Annotated in this window: 19 protein-coding genes, 2 pseudogenes and 1 riboswitch; all 21 genes and pseudogenes read left to right on the forward strand. The window is 31.2% G+C overall.

The features are described 5' to 3' along the window. The first annotated feature begins 333 nt into the window (after positions 1 to 333). The 21 genes and pseudogenes from DFR78_RS01995 to cobK all read left to right on the forward strand — a co-directional run bounded on the left by DFR78_RS01995 (position 334) and on the right by cobK (position 19696). Entirely contained in the window at positions 334 to 2085 is a 1752-nt protein-coding gene (locus tag DFR78_RS01995; RefSeq protein ID WP_114457178.1) for a flavocytochrome c, read from the forward strand. A gap of 210 nt (positions 2086 to 2295) precedes the next feature. Continuing rightward, entirely contained in the window at positions 2296 to 2499 is a 204-nt protein-coding gene (locus tag DFR78_RS02000; protein ID WP_114457179.1) for a hypothetical protein, read from the forward strand. A gap of 80 nt (positions 2500 to 2579) precedes the next feature. Further along, positions 2580 to 3767, forward strand: coding sequence for an FAD-dependent oxidoreductase (locus tag DFR78_RS02005; protein ID WP_114457180.1), 1188 nt, complete (start codon positions 2580 to 2582; stop codon positions 3765 to 3767). Between the two features lie 131 nt (positions 3768 to 3898). Further along, a complete protein-coding gene (gene hemA / locus DFR78_RS02010; protein WP_158531692.1) occupies positions 3899 to 5197 on the forward strand; it encodes a glutamyl-tRNA reductase in 1299 nt (432 codons plus the stop codon). Between the two features lie 23 nt (positions 5198 to 5220). After that, on the forward strand, positions 5221 to 5952 hold the full coding sequence (locus DFR78_RS02015) for a bifunctional precorrin-2 dehydrogenase/sirohydrochlorin ferrochelatase (RefSeq protein WP_114457182.1): 732 nt from the start codon (positions 5221 to 5223) through the stop codon (positions 5950 to 5952). Between the two features lie 152 nt (positions 5953 to 6104). Further along, positions 6105 to 6297: riboswitch (cobalamin riboswitch) on the forward strand. A 160-nt stretch (positions 6298 to 6457) separates the two neighbouring features. After that, positions 6458 to 7996, forward strand: coding sequence for a cobyric acid synthase (locus DFR78_RS02020; protein ID WP_114457183.1), 1539 nt, complete (start codon positions 6458 to 6460; stop codon positions 7994 to 7996). A gap of 4 nt (positions 7997 to 8000) precedes the next feature. Further along, positions 8001 to 9524 carry a cobyric acid synthase gene (locus DFR78_RS02025; protein ID WP_114457184.1) on the forward strand — a complete coding sequence of 508 codons (1524 nt, stop codon included), beginning with the start codon at positions 8001 to 8003 and terminating at the stop codon, positions 9522 to 9524. A 12-nt stretch (positions 9525 to 9536) separates the two neighbouring features. Beyond that, a complete protein-coding gene (gene cobO, locus DFR78_RS02030; RefSeq protein WP_114457185.1) occupies positions 9537 to 10049 on the forward strand; it encodes a cob(I)yrinic acid a,c-diamide adenosyltransferase in 513 nt (170 codons plus the stop codon). Positions 10050 to 10128: 79 nt separating this feature from the next. Next, complete coding sequence (locus tag DFR78_RS02035; RefSeq protein ID WP_114457186.1) at positions 10129 to 10746, forward strand: precorrin-8X methylmutase; 618 nt, start codon at positions 10129 to 10131, stop codon at positions 10744 to 10746. Positions 10747 to 10748: 2 nt separating this feature from the next. Then, a complete protein-coding gene (gene cbiD, locus DFR78_RS02040; RefSeq protein WP_114457187.1) occupies positions 10749 to 11879 on the forward strand; it encodes a cobalt-precorrin-5B (C(1))-methyltransferase CbiD in 1131 nt (376 codons plus the stop codon). Beyond that, positions 11872 to 12537, forward strand: a complete 666-nt coding sequence (gene cbiE / locus DFR78_RS02045) for a precorrin-6y C5,15-methyltransferase (decarboxylating) subunit CbiE (protein ID WP_114457188.1) — start codon at positions 11872 to 11874, stop codon at positions 12535 to 12537. Before cbiD ends, cbiE begins: the two co-directional genes overlap by 8 nt. After that, the gene (gene cbiT, locus DFR78_RS02050) at positions 12530 to 13117 is read left to right on the forward strand and encodes a precorrin-6Y C5,15-methyltransferase (decarboxylating) subunit CbiT (RefSeq protein WP_114457189.1); all 588 of its coding nucleotides are present in this window, start codon (positions 12530 to 12532) and stop codon (positions 13115 to 13117) included. The genes cbiE and cbiT overlap by 8 nt, the downstream gene beginning before the upstream one ends. Positions 13118 to 13166: 49 nt before the next feature. Beyond that, on the forward strand, positions 13167 to 13877 hold the full coding sequence (gene cobI, locus DFR78_RS02055; RefSeq protein WP_114457190.1) for a precorrin-2 C(20)-methyltransferase: 711 nt from the start codon (positions 13167 to 13169) through the stop codon (positions 13875 to 13877). A 3-nt stretch (positions 13878 to 13880) separates the two neighbouring features. Then, a pseudogene (gene cobM / locus DFR78_RS12365) lies at positions 13881 to 14630 on the forward strand (precorrin-4 C(11)-methyltransferase); the annotation flags it as partial. 18 nt (positions 14631 to 14648) lie between these two features. Next, positions 14649 to 15410, forward strand: a pseudogene (locus DFR78_RS12370) (sirohydrochlorin cobaltochelatase); the annotation flags it as partial. A 42-nt stretch (positions 15411 to 15452) separates the two neighbouring features. Beyond that, a complete protein-coding gene (locus DFR78_RS02065; protein ID WP_114457192.1) occupies positions 15453 to 16211 on the forward strand; it encodes an energy-coupling factor ABC transporter permease in 759 nt (252 codons plus the stop codon). Then, complete coding sequence (locus tag DFR78_RS02070; protein ID WP_114457193.1) at positions 16198 to 16500, forward strand: energy-coupling factor ABC transporter substrate-binding protein; 303 nt, start codon at positions 16198 to 16200, stop codon at positions 16498 to 16500. The genes DFR78_RS02065 and DFR78_RS02070 overlap by 14 nt, the downstream gene beginning before the upstream one ends. Further along, a complete protein-coding gene (cbiQ, locus tag DFR78_RS02075; protein ID WP_114457194.1) occupies positions 16497 to 17279 on the forward strand; it encodes a cobalt ECF transporter T component CbiQ in 783 nt (260 codons plus the stop codon). The genes DFR78_RS02070 and cbiQ overlap by 4 nt, the downstream gene beginning before the upstream one ends. Then, a complete protein-coding gene (locus DFR78_RS02080) occupies positions 17272 to 18099 on the forward strand; it encodes an energy-coupling factor ABC transporter ATP-binding protein (RefSeq protein ID WP_199505529.1) in 828 nt (275 codons plus the stop codon). Before cbiQ ends, DFR78_RS02080 begins: the two co-directional genes overlap by 8 nt. 71 nt (positions 18100 to 18170) lie before the next feature. Next, entirely contained in the window at positions 18171 to 18914 is a 744-nt protein-coding gene (gene cobJ / locus DFR78_RS02085; RefSeq protein ID WP_114457195.1) for a precorrin-3B C(17)-methyltransferase, read from the forward strand. After that, positions 18911 to 19696: a precorrin-6A reductase gene (gene cobK, locus DFR78_RS02090; RefSeq protein WP_114457196.1), complete on the forward strand. Its 786-nt coding sequence runs from the start codon at positions 18911 to 18913 to the stop codon at positions 19694 to 19696. The genes cobJ and cobK overlap by 4 nt, the downstream gene beginning before the upstream one ends. Positions 19697 to 19698 lie beyond the last annotated feature (2 nt).

The following is a 19698-nucleotide window of genomic DNA, read 5'->3' on the forward strand; positions in this document are numbered from 1 at the left end:
TCACACCCGAATTGAGTTTTAGATAAATCTAAAAATTTCGTTGATGACTAAAGCCCCCTTTTTGCAGCTTGAAAATAAATTTTGGGGAAACTCCTATTTTCTATAAATTGACAGGCATTTTATTCTGTGTTATACTTGCTCTGTTTGACAGATGAATTCGTTAATATATAGTTTCAGGAGGTGAAAAAAACAGAAATAATAACTAATTACATACTTGTTCAAAATTAAATAAAAGACCAATTTTTTGTTAAATGTAGTGATATTTTTCACAAAAATATCACAGTAAATAACTAAAATAATTTAAAAGATTTAAAATCAAGGAGGACTATTAAAATGAAGAAAATCGCAGTAATTATAATGTCTCTTATGTTAATCATTGGTGGTATGACTTCAGCAGTGATAGCAGAAGATCTTACTATGGAAGCTGGAATATATAATGGAAAAGCACAGGGAATGAATGGGGAAATTGAAGTAAAAGTTAAAGTAAGTGAAAGCGAAATTGAAAGTATTGAAATTATAAGTGAAGATGAAACTGATGGTATTACAGATTCAGTTTTTGAAGAAATTCCTGCAGAAATCATAGCAAATCAGAGTTTTTCTGTGGATATTATCTCTGGTGCTACTTTTGCCAGTGAAGGTCTCATAGAAGCTGTTAAAAATGCAGTTAAAAAAGCAAAAGGTATAGAAGTAGCTTCTACCGAAAAAACAGAAGAAAGAGAAGAAGCTTTAGAACAGAGTTATGATGTAGTAATTGTAGGTGCTGGTGGTGCAGGTCTGGCCGCTGCAGTAGAAGCCAGAAATGGTGGAGCAGATATTGTACTTTTAGAAAAAATGCCTACAATTGGAGGTAATACAAAAATTTCTGGTGGAGAAATGGCTGCAGCTGAAAACTGGGTACAGAAAGAAAAAGGAATTGAAGACAGTAAAGCAAGACATATTAAAGATACACTTGCTGGTGGAGATTTCAAAAATGATCCCAAACTTGTCACAAAGCTTGCTTATAAAGCAACAGAAGCTGCTGAATGGTTAAGAGATTATGTTAATGTAGTATTTGAAGATCATCTATTCTTATTTGGTGGACATACTGCAAAAAGAAGTCTTATACCTGAAGGTGCTACAGGATATGAACTTATTCAAAAATTTGCGGTAAAAGCTGATGAATTAAATATTCCCATTAAACTTGAAACAAAAGCTGTTGAATTAATAAAAGATGGTAATAGAATAACTGGTGTAAAAGCAGAAAAAAATGGTAAAGAAATAGTTTTTCATGCTAAAAAAGGTGTTATTCTTACAACAGGTGGATTTGGTTCAAATGTTGAAATGAGAAAGCGTTTTAATCCAGAATATGACGAACATTATCTAAGTACTAATGGTGAAGGAATTACAGGTGATGGAATTGTTATGGCTGAAAATGCTGGTGCGGCTCTAGAAGGCATGGAGTATATTCAATCATATCCTATCTGTAATCCAATAACTGGTCAGCTTTCTTATATTGGTGATACACGTTTTGTAAGTACAATACTTGTTAATAAAGAAGGTAATCGCTTTGTTGAAGAATTGGAACGCAGAGATATTGTTTCCAGATCTATTATTGCTCAGACAGGTTCTGCAGCATATCAGATATGGGATCAGAATATAATGAATATTAGTAAAGTAGAAGAAAATCACAAAGCTGAAATGAATTATTTATTAAAAAATAATCTGCTTGTAAAAGTTGATAATATTAAAGAAGGAGCAGAAATTTTCGCTATAAACGCTGAACAGCTCAGTAAAACAGTGGCCCGTTATAATAAATTTGCTGAACAGGGTTATGACGAAGATTTTAATAATAGAGGAGATATGCTGCCAATTGAAAAAGCACCATTTTATATTTTGAAAGCAGTACCTGCTATCCATCATACAATGGGTGGAATTAAGATCAATACTAATGCTCAGGTATTAGATAAAGATGGAAATGTTATTCCTGGCCTATATGCAGCTGGTGAGGTAACTGGTGGAATACATGGTACTAATAGGCTTGGTAGTAATGCAATTACAGATGCAATTGTTTATGGTAGAACTGCCGGTCAGATGATAAGTAAATAAAGTGGATTATTTATAATTATAAATATTAAATAAATAATCGTTTAAATAATTAACACAGGCTGATAACTATTTTATTAGTTATTAGCCTGTTTTTGTCTAAAAAATTAAAAAACTGAGCTTAAGATACAAATATTCTATATAATGCAGAATAAATATTTGACATTATTTTGGAATTTAAACTATAATTAATATAACTATATATTATGATGAATGATATATATCAGCTTTTTCTCTGCAACCTCAAAAAAAGAATATGAGGTTGATATTAATGAAAGTGAAGAAGATTTAAACCGGTTTTTCACCATGGTTTATAATTATATACCTCTACAGCAGAAAACACATGACAATGATGAAGATAATATTAAATTTATTAATGATACAGTAAATTCCTATCTTGAAAGCTTTTTTGATTAAAGATTAAGATAGAGAATAATAATTTCAGGATAAAGAAAAAGCTCATTCTATCTTATAAAAAATTTACAGGGGTGGTTAAAATGACAGATAAGTTAAAAATAGAAGTTTATTCTAAAGGATGGTGTCCATACTGTAAAAAGGCTAAAGCATTTTTAAAATCAAAAAATCTTGATTATATCGAATATAATATCGATAATGAAGAAAAATTTGAAGAAATGAAGACTAGAACTGGCAGAAAAACAGTTCCTCAGATAATAATAAATGGACAGTGCCTAGGTGGATATGATGATCTTATTAAGCTGGAAAAATCTGGTGATCTCGATAATATACTCGGAGTTAAAAGTGAAGATTACAGCCAAAAAAAGTGGGATCTAATAATTATTGGTGCTGGCCCGGCAGGTTTAAATGCAGTTCTTTATGCAGCACGCAAGGGTATTGATCTGCTGCTGATATCCAAAGATATCGGTGGACAGGTTATAGATACCAATGAAATCGATAATTATCTGGGCAAAGCACAGATAAATGGAGATGATTTAATTATGGATTTCTGGGACCATATTCACAATTATGATATTACAGCTGTCATTGGAGAAGAAATACTAAAAATAGAAAGTCAGAATGGTGAACATATTTTAAGAACAGATTCTGAAAAGGAATATATTGCTCGTTCAGTGATAATAGCATCAGGTGCAGAAAAAAGACATCTCGGTATGAAACAGGAGTATGTGCTTAAAGGAAAAGGAGTTCACTACTGCATTAGCTGTGATGGATATCTTTATGCAGGCAAAAGGGCAGCAGTGGTTGGAGGAGGAAATTCAGGACTTGAAGCAGCCCTGGACCTTGCAAAAATGGATGCAGAAGTTATTTTAGTAGAAATTATGGATTATTTAATGGGAGATGAAGTACTTCGGGAGAAAGTTGCCAGTTCAGATAAAATAGATGTTTATACTTCAACCAGTGTTAAAGAAATTATAGGAGAAGATAGTCTTGAGGCAGTTATTCTGGAAAATAAAAATACAGGTGAAGAAAAAAGAATAGAACTTGATGGTCTGTTTATAGAAATTGGTCTTTCTGCAAAAAGTGATTTTGTTCCAGATATAATGGAAAGGAATAAACAGAAGGAAATAATAATAAATGATAAAAACGAGACAAATATTGAAGGATTATTTGCCGCAGGAGATGTAAGCAATATTATAGATAAACAGATAGTAATTTCTGCTGCAGAAGGAGCAAAAGCTGCACTTAGAGTAAACCAGTATTTAAGTTAATTGACTGGTAAAAATAATAAATTGGTAAAATTATAAAATTTATGATATTGTATAGTTAAAACTGAAATGATTGAAAATAAAGTAAAATTTAAAATTTACACTTCAATATTTTAAAAGGTAGGGGATTTTTGGTGCAGCTTTTAGTATTCGGAATTAATCATAAAACAGCTCCTATATCAATTAGAGACCGACTTTCTCAAGAAATATCTAAAATTAAAAAAGAATTAAAACAAGAATTGGATAATAATACTTTTGCAGAATTTTTTATTCTAAATACCTGTAATCGTTTTGAGATTTATCTTTATTCTGAAAAAGAAGCTGAATTCAGAAAATATTTGGAAAAATATATTTTTCGATTGTTCAAAAAAACTTTAAAAGGATATTTTAAATACGCGAGAAATGATTTAAATGATTATCTTTATCATTATCATGATCTGCAGGCAGTTGAACATTTATACCGGGTAGCTTCAGGTCTTGATTCGTTGGTTAAAGGAGAAGATCAGATATTAGCTCAGATTAAAAAACAGTTTCAAGAATATAAAGAAGAAAATTTTACAGATTCCTATTTAAATCAGTTATGTCTAGAAGCCATTAAAGTTGGCAAATTAGTAAGAACTAAGACTAAAATTAATGAACGAGCGGTATCAGTTAGTTATGCAGCTGTAGAGCTGGCTAGAGATATATTTGGGAATCTTGATGGGGAGAAGATTATGATTCTTGGTGCTGGGAAAACAGCAGAGCTTACACTCAAAAACTTACTTAATTATGGTGTAGAAGGAATTCTGGTGGCAAATCGTACTTATGCTAATGGACAAAAACTAGCAGTTGAATATGGGGGAGAAGCTATTCACTGGGAAGAATTTAAAGCTAGAGTGGAAGAAGTTGATATTATAATTGCTTCTACAGCAGCTCCTCATACAGTACTTCATAAAGATGATCTTTTAGATACAGTAGAGAAAAAACATGGACCAATGTTTTTAATTGATATTGCTCTACCAAGAGATATTGATCAAAATGTCAAAGAACTGCCTGGGGTACATTTATATAATATTGACGATTTAAAAAATGTTATTGATAAAAATTTAGATTTAAGAGAAAATGAAGTAGAAAAAGCTGAAGCAATAATAAAAGAAGAAAAATATAATTTTCAGCGCTGGCTGCTTGAGCGGAGCTGTGTTCCACTGATTAAAGAAATGAGAGCTAATGCTTGCTGTATTAAGGAAAAAGAAGTTAAAAGAGCTTTGCATCTGCTGCAAAATTCAGAACTGGAAGCTTCAGAGATTATTCAACAGCTGGGTCATCGCCTTTTAAATAAGCTTTTACATCAACCCACAGTTGGTCTTAAAAAATTAGCGGTAGAAAATGAAAAAACTAAAGAAGTTCAATTAGAGGCTGCAAAAATTATTTTTGCAGTAGGTGGAAAAGATTAATTGTAAATTGAAGGAGGAAAGATGTGAAATTTTACCCAATCAATTTAAATCTGAGAGATAAAAAAGTTTTAATTGTAGGAGCGGGCAGAGTGGCACTGCGTAAATTCAAGAGGCTCCTGCAGGCCGGAGCCCAGATAAAAATAACTTCACCGGAATTTAATCAGGAATTTTTACCCTATTTAAATCAGAAATCAGAAAAATATATTTTTTTAAAAAGAAAATTTAGAGATGAAGATTTAAATGGACAATTTTTAGTTTTTGCTGCCACTAATAATTCAGAATTAAATCGACGGATTGCTTTCCTGGCTAGAAAAAAAAACATTTTAGTCAATACAGCTGATAATGCTGAAATATCTGATTTTACTTTACCAGCAATTGTTAACAGAGGAGAACTACTTTTAACTATTTCTACTGGTTCTAGTCTACCTGCACTTTCTAAAAATATTAGAAAAAAAATGGAATCTGAGTTTGGGATTGAGTATCAACTTCTTTTAGACATTATGTCCGGAAATAGAGGAAATATGGTAGAGAATATAGAAAATAATCAACTCAGAAAAAATATTTTTAGAAAAATTGCTGCTGATGATTTTTTGATTAAAATAAGGGATATTATAGATAATTATGATTCTCAAATTTTAGCAAATGATAATTACAATCTTAAAAAATCAGAATATCTAGCCTTGAAAGAAGAAATAAAAAAAGAAATTACATATTTAATAGCACGAACGAAAAATAATCAAAATTTAGAAAAATAAGTTTTGAGGATTGGAAAAAGCTTAAATTTACAGATATAAAATTTTATAATATGGATATAAATTTTAACTTAAATTGTATAATTAAATTTTACAAATACGTTAAATTGTTATATAGTTATAATATAAATTGTTAAATATTTATTTTTAAAATTAAATAATTTATATAAAAAGGTGCTTCAGCTATTACTGAAGAGAATAGGGAATCAGGTTAAAATCCTGAACGGGCCCGCCACTGTAACTGATCTTTAGATTCTTTTATACCACCTGTAATGTTATTACAGGGAAGGTTAGAATTTAAAATGTAAATCAGGAGTCAGGAGACCTGCCTTTTATATAATCTACAATTGGCCTCGGGAACAGGTTGCAGGTGGATAATCATTAGTTTTTTTACTAAAGCTAATCAGACTATCAATTTATTTAGCTTTAATTATGATTATATACTTTAAATCTCAACCTTTAGGTTGAGATTTTCTTGTTATATATAGCTTTTTAAGGAGTTAAAAAAATGAAGAATAAAACTGGAACTTTAATGATTCAAGGCACTTCTTCTGATGCTGGTAAAAGTTTTTTTGTTACTGCTTTATGCAGAATTTTTACTAGAAAAGGAATAAAAACTGTGCCCTTTAAAGCCTGGAATATGTCTCTTAATTCTTACATAACAAAAAATGGCAAAGAAATTGGCATAGCGCAAGCTTTACAGGCGAGAGCTGCTTTTAGAGAAGCCTCTGTAGATATGCAGCCAATTTTAGTTAAAGCGATGGGAGACGGCCAGACCCAAATTGTTATTAATGGTGAAGTGGATAAGAATATTAATTATCAAAAAAACAAAAAAAAATATCTTGAAATTTATGAGAGCACAATTAAGGATTCATTAAAAAGATTGAGAAAAGATAATGAGCTGATAATTATTGAGGGAGCAGGAAGTCCTGCAGAAATTAATAGAACTACACCTGATTTTGCTAATATGTTTACAGCAGAAATTTATAATTCTCCAGTGCTTTTAATCAGCAGTATTGAAAAAGGAGGCTGTCTTGCTTCTTTAGTTGGAACATTAAAACTCTTATCTCCAGTCCATAAAAAGTTGATAAAAGGATTGATAATCAATAAATTTCGGGGAGATTATAATTTGTTAAAACCTGCAGTTAAGTTTTTAGAGGATTATACAGAAAAAGAAGTTATGTCTGTTTTACCTTATCTTAAAAGTCTTAATTTACCAGAAGAAGATTCTGCTTCTTTAAACTTAAATAATTATGGAGAAAATTCTAAAAAATTAAAAATCGCTGTAATAAGATTACCTCACATGTCAAATTTTAGTGATTTTAATAGTTTGAAAATGGAAGTTGATCTAAAACTTGAATATATTAAAAACAACCAAGAATTACTTAATTTTGATTTAATAATTATACCAGGAACTAAAACAACCACTAAAGATCTTGATTTTTTAAAGAAAAGCGGATTGGCAGCCGAAATTAAAAAAGCTAATAAAGCCGGAATTATGATAATTGGTATTTGTGGTGGATTCCAAATGCTCGGACGAAAACTAATTGATAAATATGGAACAGAAGGAGATATAAAAAAAATAAATGGACTTGGATTACTAGATATTAATACAGTATTTTTAAATAAAAAAACTACTCATCAAGTAAAAGTGAAAATCAATTTAACTCAGCAGCTTGAAAATTTGATGTCTAGATTTAACCCTCAAGAGTTTTTTTTAGGGTATGAAATTCATATGGGTCAGACAGAGTATTTAAATGGGACTGAAGAATTATTCAGAATAATAAAGAGATCTAACATAAAAGTAAATTTAAAAGATGGTGCAGTTAATCAGGCTGGAAATTGTTTTGGAAGTTATCTGCATGGATTATTTGATAATGATAATTTTCGCAGTGCACTTTTAAATAAGCTCAGAAATAATAATAGTTCAGCCAGCTCGAAATCATGTAACTATCAGCAGGAAATTGAAAAAAATATTGACAGGCTGGCAGATGTGGTAGCAGAAAATATTGATACTGATAAATTATTAAATTTAAGTAGAAGGTGATCAAATGGCAGATACAGTTATGATTCAGGGTACAGCTTCAGATGCCGGCAAAAGTATTTTAGCAGCTGCTCTATGCAGAGTACTGGCTCAGGATGGATATAAAACAGCTCCCTTTAAATCTCAAAACATGTCTTTGAATTCTTATATTACAAAAGAGGGTCAGGAAATTGCAATTGCCCAGACAGTACAGGCAGAGGCAGCAAAAGTAGAAGCAGAAGTTAATATGAGTCCAATTTTGATGAAGCCTATCGCCGATGATATGTCTCAGATAATCTTAAAGGGAAGAGTATTTAAAAATATGAAGGCTGCTGATTATTTTTCCCAAAAAGAGAAGTTACTTAAAATTATAAGAGAAGCCCTTGCTGAATTAAAAATGGATTATGATCTTTTAGTTTTAGAAGGTGGGGGTAATCCGGCTGAAGTAAATTTAAGAGATAAGGATCTTGTTAATATGAAAGCAGCAGAAATAGCTGATGCGCCAGTGATTTTAGTTGCAGATATTGATAAAGGTGGAGTTTTTGCTTCAATTGTTGGAACTCTGGATTTGCTTACTGAAAAAGAAAGAAAGAGAGTTAAAGGAATAATAGTCAATAAATTTAGAGGTGATCCTGCTGCTTTTAAATCTGGAGTAGAGTTGATAGAAAAATATTCTAATAAAAAAGTATTGGGAGTTATGCCATATTTAGAAAAACTTAATTTACCTTCAGAAGATAGTTTGCAGCAAGAAATTTATAGTAATCAGAACTACAAGGTTGATATTGCAGTTATTGCCTATCCAGGGATGTCAAACTTTACAGATTTTGATTATTTTAAAACTGCAAAAGATATTCAGCTTAGATATGTAAAAAAGGAAATGGAGCTGGGAGATCCTGATTTAATTATACTGCCTGGTTCTAAAACTACTATTAGTGACTTAGAATTTTTATATGAATCAAAACTTTCTGGAAAAATCATTGAAAAGGCAGCCCAAAATACTGAAATTATCGGTATTTGTGGGGGCTATCAAATGCTAGGTCAAAAAATATCAGATCCGGATAATTTGGAAGGGACCAGGCAAAATATAAAAGGCCTTTCACTACTAAAGATTAGTACTGTTCTGGAATCTCAAAAAATAACGAGACAGGTTAAGGTGGAGAGTTTAAATAAACTAAATTTTTTTAAAAATAGTCAGAAGAAAGTTTTAAGTGGTTATGAAATTCATCAGGGTAAAACTATACTAGCTGCTGATCAGAAATCATTATTTAAGTTAAAAAGACAGAAATTAGGTAAGTCAGAAAAAACTGTTTGTGATGGAACAGTAAATGAGAGAGGAAATGTCTGGGGTACATATATTCATGATATTTTCAAAAATGATTGTTTTAGAAAATCATTAATTAATCATCTTTTAACAAAAAAAGGTCTGAGTTTAGATTCAGAACTAGAAAAAAGTGCAGCTGAGATCAGAGAAGACAATTATAACTATCTGGCATCAGAATTTAGAAAACATATTGATCTTGAGTCATTATATAAAATTATTTTTGATAATTAGGTGGTGTAATAGATGCAGGGAATGGTTCATGTTTATACAGGTAAAGGCAAAGGGAAAACAACTGCTGCCTTTGGATTGGCAATTAGGGCAGTAGGAGCAGGGAAAAATGTTTATATAGCTCAGTTTGTTAAAGGTATGAAATATAGTGAATTAAAAAGCTTAAAAAAGATAGAAAGAATTGAGATTAAACAGTATGGATTAAATTGTTTTATCAAAGGGAAAGCAGAAGAGGAAGATATTAATGCAGCTCGCAAAGGCCTAGAAGAAGTAGCCAAGATTTTAAAATCAGGTGAGTATGAGCTAGTAATTTTGGATGAAGCAAATATTGCTGTTTATTATGATCTTTTTTCTGAAGAGCAATTAATTGAAGCTATAGATAATCGTTCAGAAGAAGTGGAAGTTGTAATTACTGGTCGTTATGCGGCAGATAAGATAATAGAATATGCTGATCTGGTAACAGAAATGAAAGAAATTAAACATTATTATCAAAAAGGTGTTAAAGCAAGAATTGGAATTGAAAAATAAATTTTTGAGACATATTTTGAAGCTTTAGCTTCAACTTAGAGAAATTTATTGGGCTTTTTAAAAAATTGAGGAGGAAAGTATGAAAGATAATAATCCAAAAAAGATAGAAGCTAAAAGCATGAGGTTGATCGATCAAGAAATTGGCAAGTTAGACTGCAGTGATGCAGAATTAAAAACAATCAAACGGGTGATTCATGCTTCAGCGGAGCCAAAGCTAGCTTCAAAGGTTAAATTTTCTCAAAATGCAATAGAAATTATGAGTAATTTAATTAGAGAAGGAGCAGATATCATAACTGATGTTACAATGCTTAAAGCTGGTATTAATGAGCATAAATTGGCTGAATATGGAGGAGAGGTAAAATGTTTTATTGCTGATCAAGATGTTAGAGATAAAGCAGAAAAGACCTCTTTAACGAGATCAATTATGGCTATGCGGAAAGCTATTGATTTACCAGGTAAGAAAATTTTTGCTATAGGTAATGCACCTACAGCCTTATTTGAGTTAATTAACTTAAGTCAAAAAGGAAAAAAAGTTGATTTCATTGTCGGCACACCTGTTGGTTTTGTGGGAGCAGCTGAATCTAAAGATGATTTAATGCAGACTGAAATACCACATATTTCTTTAAAAGGCCGTAAAGGTGGCAGTGCTATTGCTGCTTCAATTGTTAATTCTGTCTTATATAATTTAGATGATTAATTATGGCTTTTGAACGTTATATAACAAAAGGTGGTAAAAAATATAGATTGGGTTATACTACTGGCACCACAGCTGCTGGGGCAGTAAAAGCTGCGGCACTAATGTTATTAGAACAGAAAACTGTAAACAAAATCATTATTAAGACGCCTGCAGAAATAGAAGTTGAAATGGAGACCCAGGATTGTTTTTACAGTACAGATCTGGCCCGGGCGGCAGTTGTTAAAGATGCTGGTGATGATCCAGATCAGACAGATGGAATAAAAATTACAGTAGAATTAAAAAGAATAAAATTTGATAAAACTTTGAACAAAAGCAAAGTGATACTCAAAGGAGGTAAAGGAGTTGGTAAAGTAACTAAACCTGGACTGCAGCTGGATGTTGGTCAGGCGGCAATCAACCCTGAACCTCGTAAAATGATTAAAAAAGCTGTGCGGGATATTTTTCCAGAAAACAATATTTTTGAAGTGCATATTTCTGCTCCTGCAGGAGTAGAGATTGCTAAAAAAACTTTTAATCCCAAACTGGGAATTAAAGGTGGTATTTCAATTCTTGGGACGACTGGTATTGTAGAACCGATGTCAGAATCAGCCTACAAAGAGTCGCTAGCTGTAGAATTGAGACAGGCAGCTGCCTTAGGATATAAAAAATTAATTTTTGTTTTTGGCAATCATGGCAAAAAGCGGGCTCTGAAGGCAGGCTTTAAAGAAGAACAGATTATTAGAATGAGTAATTTTGTAGGTTTTATGCTGACAGAGCTTAAGGAGCTTAAAATAGATGAGATTGTGATGGTTGGTCATATTGGTAAAATAGTTAAAGTTGCCGGTGGAATTTTTAATACACATAGTAAGTTAGCTGATGGCCGCCGGGAAATAATTGCTGCTCATGCAGCTTTAACGGGAGCAGAACAAAAAATAATTGAAGATATTTTTGCAATTAATACTGCTGAGGAAGCTGCTGAATTTCTTCTTGCTCATAATCTGGAGAGTGTTTTGCAAAATATTAGTGAAGCAGTAGTCAGTAAAGTAGAAGCAAAACTTGAAAATAAAATTAAGTGTAAAGCAGTAATTTTTACTTTAAATCAGGGTATTGTTGCTCTTTCAAAAGAAGCAGAGGAGGATTTTAATTTTGAATAAAGTTTATGTACTGGGAATTGGACCGGGAAATAAAGACTATTTACTAAAAAAAACAGAAAAAATTATAGAAAAAATGGATGTTTTAATCGGAGGCAGTAGAGCTTTAGAGACTTTTGCAGAACAAAAGGCTAAAAAAATTAAAATTACTCTGCCCTTAGTTAAAATTAAAAATTATATTTTGACTAATTATGAGAAGAAAAAAATTGCTGTTTTAGTTTCAGGAGATCCAGGTTTATACAGCTTACTTAATTATTTAAAAAGAGAAATAAATCTTGATATTTTGGAAGTTATTCCTGGGATCAGTTCTTTACAGCTTGCTGCTTCTAGAATTCAAATTAGTTGGAATGATATGAGAATTACCAGTCTCCACGGTAAAGATAATAAAGAGGAGCTGTTTGTTCTCTTAAAAAAAGAAGCTAAGGTTGGATTTTTTACAGATAGCAAATTTCCTCCGGCAAAGATTGCTGAGTATTTAATAGAAAATAAAATTAAAGATAAAACTATTTGTGTTTTTGAAAATCTTTCTTATGTAGATGAAAATATTACTGTTGGCAGTGCAGAAGAAATTAAAAAGTTTTCATTTTCTAAACTGACAGTGATTATTATTCTGGATAAGAATCAATTAAATTCTAGCCTTAGAGGTGATATTGATGAGTGAATGGGAATATAATACTCCTGGGATTGCTGATGATTGTTTTATCAGAGATGAAGTTCCGATGACTAAAGAAGAAGTAAGAGCGGTACTCTTATCTAAATTAAGACTTAAAAAAAATCAGGTAGTTTATGATATTGGAGCCGGCAGCGGTAGTGTTGCAATTGAGATGGCTTTGGTTTTAAAAAAAGGAAAAGTTTATGCACTAGAAAGAAAAAAGAAGGCCCTTAATTTAATTAAAAAAAATGTTATAAAATTTAATATAAACAACATTGAAATAATCGCGGCGGAAGCTCCTGCAGGAATTGATGCTTTACCTGGGGCAGATAGAATTTTTATCGGCGGCAGTGGAGGCCAACTTACTGCAATTCTTGAGGCGGCTGATCAAAAGCTAAAAGATACAGGTAGAATTGTATTAACTGCAGTTACAATTAATACTTTGACAACTGCTGTCCAGGAACTTGAAAGATTAGATTATCACCTGGATATTGTTAATGTTGCTGTGACTAGGACTAAAGATATTAATAAATACAAAATGTTTAGAGCTTTAAGTCCAGTTTATATCATTAGTGCAGTAAAAAACTAAAAATTCAAGAAAAGTATCTGAATAAATTTAAATGAATGGAGGAACTAATTTGGCTAAAAAATTGTATGGAATCGGGGTTGGCGTAGGAGAATCTGGATTAGTCAATTTAAAAGCAGTAGAAATTTTAAAAGAAGTTGACTATATCTGTACTCCAATGTCTGCTAAAAGTGATTCCAGTAAAGCTCTTGAAATTATTTCTAATTTAATAGAGCTAAAAGGTAGAATTGTTAAATTGAGTTTTAAAATGTCAAAAAGCAGAAAAGAGCTTGAACAATCACGCACAGCTGCTGCTCGAAAGATATATCAGTTATTAAAAAAAGATAAGAAGATTGCTTTTGTAACTATAGGGGATCCTTTATTGTACAGCACTTATTCTTATATGCTAAAAAAGATTAAAGATTGGGATAATTCAATTGAAATTGAAACAATACCCGGGATTAATTCTATTGCAGCTGCTACTTCAAGATATAATCTACCTCTGGCAGAAGAAAAAGAAAATACAGCAATTTTATCTAATATTAAAAACGAAGACCATTTAGAAAGAGTTTTTGATTTATTTGAAACAGTAGTAATTTTAAAGTTGAGCCGCAATTATGAGACAGCATACCGTGTCTTAGAAAAATTAGGTTTAAAGAAAAATGTGCTTATTGCTAGTAAATGCGGTTTTGAAGATGAGTTTTATACTGAAAATATAGAAGTGTTTAAAAATAAAAAAATTGAATATATGACATTAATGATAGTAAAAAGAAAGGGGCTCTAATAGATGAAAGTATATATAATAGGTGCTGGTGCTGGTGATCCAGAATTATTAACTATTAAAGGAAAAAAAGCAATAGAGAATTCAGAAATCATAATTTATGCTGGTTCATTAGTTAATCCAGAAGTTTTAAAGTATAATAAAGCAGCTAAAACATATAATAGTGCTAAATTAAGTTTAGATCAGGTAATTGAGATAATAAAAAAAGCTGCAGCTGAGGATAAGAATGTAGCTAGAGTCCATACAGGAGATCCCTCTATTTATGGAGCAATTAAAGAACAGATTGATAGTTTAGCAGAAAATGAAATTGATTATCAGATTATACCAGGAGTTAGTTCGTTTTTAGCTGCAGCAGCAGCTTTAGAAGCAGAATATACTTTACCAGATGTTTCCCAAACTGTTATTTTAACTAGACAGGCTGGAAGAACTCCAGTTCCAGACAAAGAAAAATTGGCTAGTTTAGCTCAACATCAAGCTTCAATGGCTATCTTTTTAAGTGTACAGATGATAGAAGAAGTAGTAGATAATTTAAGCAAGGAATATCCTTTAACAACTCCAGCTGCTATTGCAGCCAAAGCTTCTTGGCCAGATCAGAAGGTAATTAAAGCTACTTTAGGTGAAATTGCAGCTGAAGTAAAAGCAGCTGGGATTAAAAAGACTGCCTTGATTTTAGTTGGTGATTTTTTAGACAGTGATTATCAAAAATCTAAATTATATGATAAGAATTTTGCCCATGAATATAGAAATGGAAAAAAAGGGGAAAAAGCAGTTTTAGTTGTTAGTTTTGGAACAAGTTATCATGAAACCAGAAAGAAAACTATTGCAGCATGTGAAAAAAGAATAAAAGATCATTTTCCGGAATATGAAGTAAAAAGAGCTTTTACTTCAGGAATGATAATTGAAAAACTTAAGAAAAGAGACAATATTGATATCGATAATCCTAAAGAAGCTCTAAAAAAATTGTATAAGGAAGATTTCCAGGAGGTAATTGTTCAGCCTCTTCATATAATTAATGGTAGCGAATTTCATGATTTGATTAGAACTGTAAAGAAATTTAAAAATAATTTTAGAAGCTTAAAATGGGGTAATGCACTTTTATCTAAAACTGCTGATTATTTTGATGTAGCAAAAATATTAAAAACTGAAGTAGAAAACAATTCAGAAGAAGAGGCTGTTGTACTAATGGGACATGGAAGTTCTTATGCTGCTAATTCAGACTATGCTGCTCTTGATTATGTGCTAAAAGAAAGGGGTATGAAGGATTATTATGTTGGCGCAGTTGAAGGATATCCAGAAATTCAGGTAGTTATTAAACAACTTAAGAAAAAAAACTATAAAAAAGTAAAGTTGGCGCCGCTTATGCTTGTAGCAGGAGCTCATGCACAAAATGATATGATTGGAGAAAATGAAGATAGCTGGAAAAATCTTTTAGAAAATGAAGGTTTTGAGGTAGAATTTCAGCTAAAAGGACTTGGTGAATATGAGGGTATTCAAAATAAATATGCAGAAAAAGTAAAGTCTTTACTGGAAAAGTAGATTACTTAAATTGAGATAAATTAAAAATAAAGGAGAGTAAGCATGAAGAAAAATAAAATTGTTTTAACTACATCACTAATTTTTACTTTACTTTTAATACCTAGAACTGTTTATGCAATGCATATTGCTGAAGGCTTTTTGCCAATGAAATGGGCTGGTTTTTGGACTGTGCTTGCGGTTCCATTTTTAATAATCAGTGTTAAAAAAGTAAATAATATTCTAAAAGATGAAAATCCGGGTATTAAAATGCTTTTAGCTCTTGCTGGTGCATTTATATTTGTCTTATCCTCACTTAAACTTCCGTCGTTAACTGGCAGTTGTTCTCATGCAACTGGCATCGGTTTGGGTGCTATTTTATTTGGTCCCTGGCCTATGGTTCTACTTGGGACAATTGTGCTCATCTTTCAGGCAATTCTTTTAGCTCATGGAGGAATAACAACTCTTGGGGCAAATCTTTTTGCAATGGCAGTAGTCGGATCATTTGTAGCTCATTTTATGTTTAAACTATCAAGAAAAGTTGGTACTCCGGTCTGGTTTTCTGTTTTTTTGGCTGCTTCATTGTCCGATTTCTTTACATATATTACAACTGCTGGACAGCTTGCGGCAGCTTTTCCTGAAAGTTCTGGGTTTATGGCTGCTTTATTTAAATTTTTAAGTGTATTTGCATTTACTCAATTACCTCTAGCTATTGTTGAGGGGCTTCTAACTGTTCTTGTATTTAATATCATTCAAGAATATAGTAAAAATGAACTAGATGAATTATCAATTATTTCAAGGAGGAAGAGACATGAGCTTAGCTAAGAAAAATTTAATAATAATTTTACTTATCCTCATAGTAGTTATTACTCCCTTAATAATAAAAAGAAATTCCGAATTTTTGGGTGCTGATGGAATGGCTGAAGGTGTGATTTCAGAAATAAATCCACAATATACTGCCTGGTTTAGCAATATATGGGAACCTCCAAGTGGAGAAATAGAAAGCTTGCTTTTTGCTCTTCAGGCAGCCATTGGTGCAGGATTTTTAGGATATTATATTGGTCTGCAGAGAGGCAAACACAAATATAATAATGATAGGCAAGATAAAAAATGATAGATATTGATCAATATGCTTATAATAATAATTTCAGCAGTTTTCATCCATTAGAAAAATCTTTTTTTGCTCTATTCACAATATTAATCACTTTAACTGCCAATTCTTTTATGACATCAATAATTGTAATAGCAGTTATAAGTCTCATGCTTATAACTGCTGCAGGTATTCCGTTTAAGTTTTATTTAAAGCTGCTTTTTATACCATTATCTTTTCTTATTATTGCCTCGATAACAGCAGTAGTTAGCTTTTCTCGAGAGTTAAATAACTATTTTTTTTATTTTGAATTAGGTGGATGGTTTTTCGGTTTAGAGTCTAAATCACTAAATACAGCAGTATTATTATTTTTAAAATCATTTGCTTCAATCTGCTGCCTGTATTTTTTAACTCTAACAACCCCAGTATTAGAAATTATTTCTGTCTTAAGAAAGTTCAAACTCCCTGAAATAGTTATAGAATTGATGATGCTTATTTATCGTTTTATTTTTGTTCTTTTAGATACTGCAGATTTAATAAGAACGTCACAGTTATCAAGATTGGGTTATTCTTCAATCAAGAAATCATTTTTTTCTATTGCTAAGTTGATATCTAATCTTTTTATCAGGGCTTATTATCGGGCTCAAGGTCTGCTTACAGCTCTTGTGGCCAGGGGATATGATGGGAAGATAAGAGTACTAGAAAGAAAATATAGTTTTTCTTATAAAAATATAATGATAATCATATTATTTGAAACATTTTTAATTATTATTTCAATATTCGGTGGTGGTAATTTTGTCTAAAAAAGTACTTGAAGCAGAAAATGTAGTTTTTAACTATCCAGATGGAACTAATGCATTAGATGGTTTATCCCTTAGCATTGAAAAGGGTAAAAAAATAGCTATTCTTGGAGCAAATGGTGCCGGAAAGTCAACATTATTTCTTCATTTCAATGGAATTTTAAAGCCTAAAAAAGGGAATATCAAATTTAGAGGGAAAAAAGTATCTTATAAGAAAAAAGAATTGAAAAATTTAAGAAAAAATATTGGTATAGTTTTTCAGGATCCAGATATGCAGCTTTTTTCATCCAGTGTTTTTCAAGAAATTTCATTTGGCCCACTTAATTTGGGTTTATCTGAAACAAAAACAAGGGAACGTGTTGATGAAGCTATGCAGATTATGGAGATTACTAATATAAAAGATAAACCTACTCACTTATTGAGTTATGGTCAGAAAAAAAGAATTTCTATAGCTGATATCCTGGCTATGAAACCTGAAGTTATAATATTTGATGAACCGACTGTCTGGCTTGATCCAAAACACTCAAAAGAGATATTAGGATTTATTAATCAGATTAATAAAAAAGGAACTACTGTAATTTTATCAACTCATGATGTTGATTTAGCTTACCAGTGGGCAGATTATATTTATATTTTTTCTGATGGGAAAATCATTGGAGAAGGAAATTCAGAAAAAATATTTAGAGATAATAAACTTCTTAAAGAATCAGATCTTATAAAACCTTGGATAATTGAGGTATATGAAAAACTTATTCAAAATGGTAAAATATCTTCAACGGTTTCGGTGCCCAAATCTAAAAGTGAACTCTTCGAATTGATTTAAAAAAATTGATTATTTTGTAGAATTTATTTTACAAAAGTATTCCTGCAGAATTCTGCAGAAAGGATGATTGGATGAAGTTAAATGAAAATTTATATATAATTGGTATTGGTCCTGGTAATTTATCTGATATCAGCCGCAGAGCCTATCAGGTTTTAAAAGAGGTAGATGTCATAGTTGGTTATAAAAAATATATTGAATGTATAAAAAAATTAATTTCCGAAGAACAGCAGATATATATTAGTGGAATGAGAAAAGAAAAAGAACGAGTTCAAAAAGCAATTGATTATGCCAAACAAGGTAAAAGATGTGCTTTAATTAGTAGTGGTGATCCTGGTGTTTATGGAATGGCAGGTCTGGCACTAGAATTGATAGAAGATCAAAAAATTAATATAAAAACAGAAATTGTACCAGGTATTACTGCCGCTAATGCTGCAGCCGCTGTACTTGGTGCTCCACTGATGCATGATTATACTGTAATAAGTTTAAGTGATATTTTAACTCCCTGGAATCTGATTAAAAAAAGATTAGAAGCTGCTGCAGAAGCAGATTTTATAATTACTCTTTATAATCCTCGAAGTAGCAGAAGAAAAAAGCAGCTAAAAAAGGCTAGAGAAATTTTTCTAAAATATCGAAATCCAGAAACACCAGTTGGAATTGTCCGTAGTGTAGGAAGAGATGAAGAAGAGATTATGATCAGTACGCTAAAGAAGATGCCCTTAGAAAAGGTTGATATGCTGACAACAGTGATAATTGGAAATTCTCAGAGTTACATAGCAAATAAACAAATAATTACCCCAAGGGGTTACAATATATGATTTTACTTATTGCTGGAACATCTGATAGTTATCAAATAATCAAAGCTTTAAAAAAACAAAAAAAAAATTTAATAGCTACAGTCACTACAGATTATGGAGAAAAATTAATTAAAGATAAATTTAAAATTAGAGTAATTAAGAAACGATTAGACCAGGATGATATTTATAATTTAATTAAAAAAGAAAAAATTTCATTAGTAGTGGATTCTACTCATCCTTTTGCGGAAGAAATAAGTAAAAAAGCAATAAAAGCAGCTGAAGAATCAGGAATTGAATATCTTCGTTTTGAAAGAAAAGAATTTGATTTAAGTCAGTATGCGTATTATAATGCAAAAATCATAAAAACTTCAAATTATGAAAAGGCAGCAAAAATAGCAAATGATTTTGAAAAAATATTTTTAACAACCGGCTCCAAAAATGTAGAAATCTTTATCAATGAGATCTCCAATTTTGAAAACAGATTATTTATGAGGATCATGACTTTCCCAGCATTTATTCAAAACACTATTGATCTTGGTCTGCCGCCTGCAAATATTATTGCAGCTAAAGGTCCTTTTACTAAAGAATTCAATCAGTCTTTATTTAAAGAATATGGGGCTGATGTAATAATTACTAAAGCAAGTGGAGATAGCGGTGGTTTAAAAAGCAAAATTGAGGCAGCAGTTGAGTTGGGGATAGCTGTTATTGTGATTCAAAGACCTAAGATAAATTATCCTCTTTTTTTTAATGAAGTTGATAATTTGATTAATTATATTAAAGCTAATTACAAAACTGAGGTGTAACT

The sequence above is a fragment of the Halanaerobium sp. MA284_MarDTE_T2 genome (assembly GCF_003337245.1).
In the GTDB taxonomy this organism is placed as follows: Bacteria; Bacillota; Halanaerobiia; order Halanaerobiales; family Halanaerobiaceae; genus QPJE01.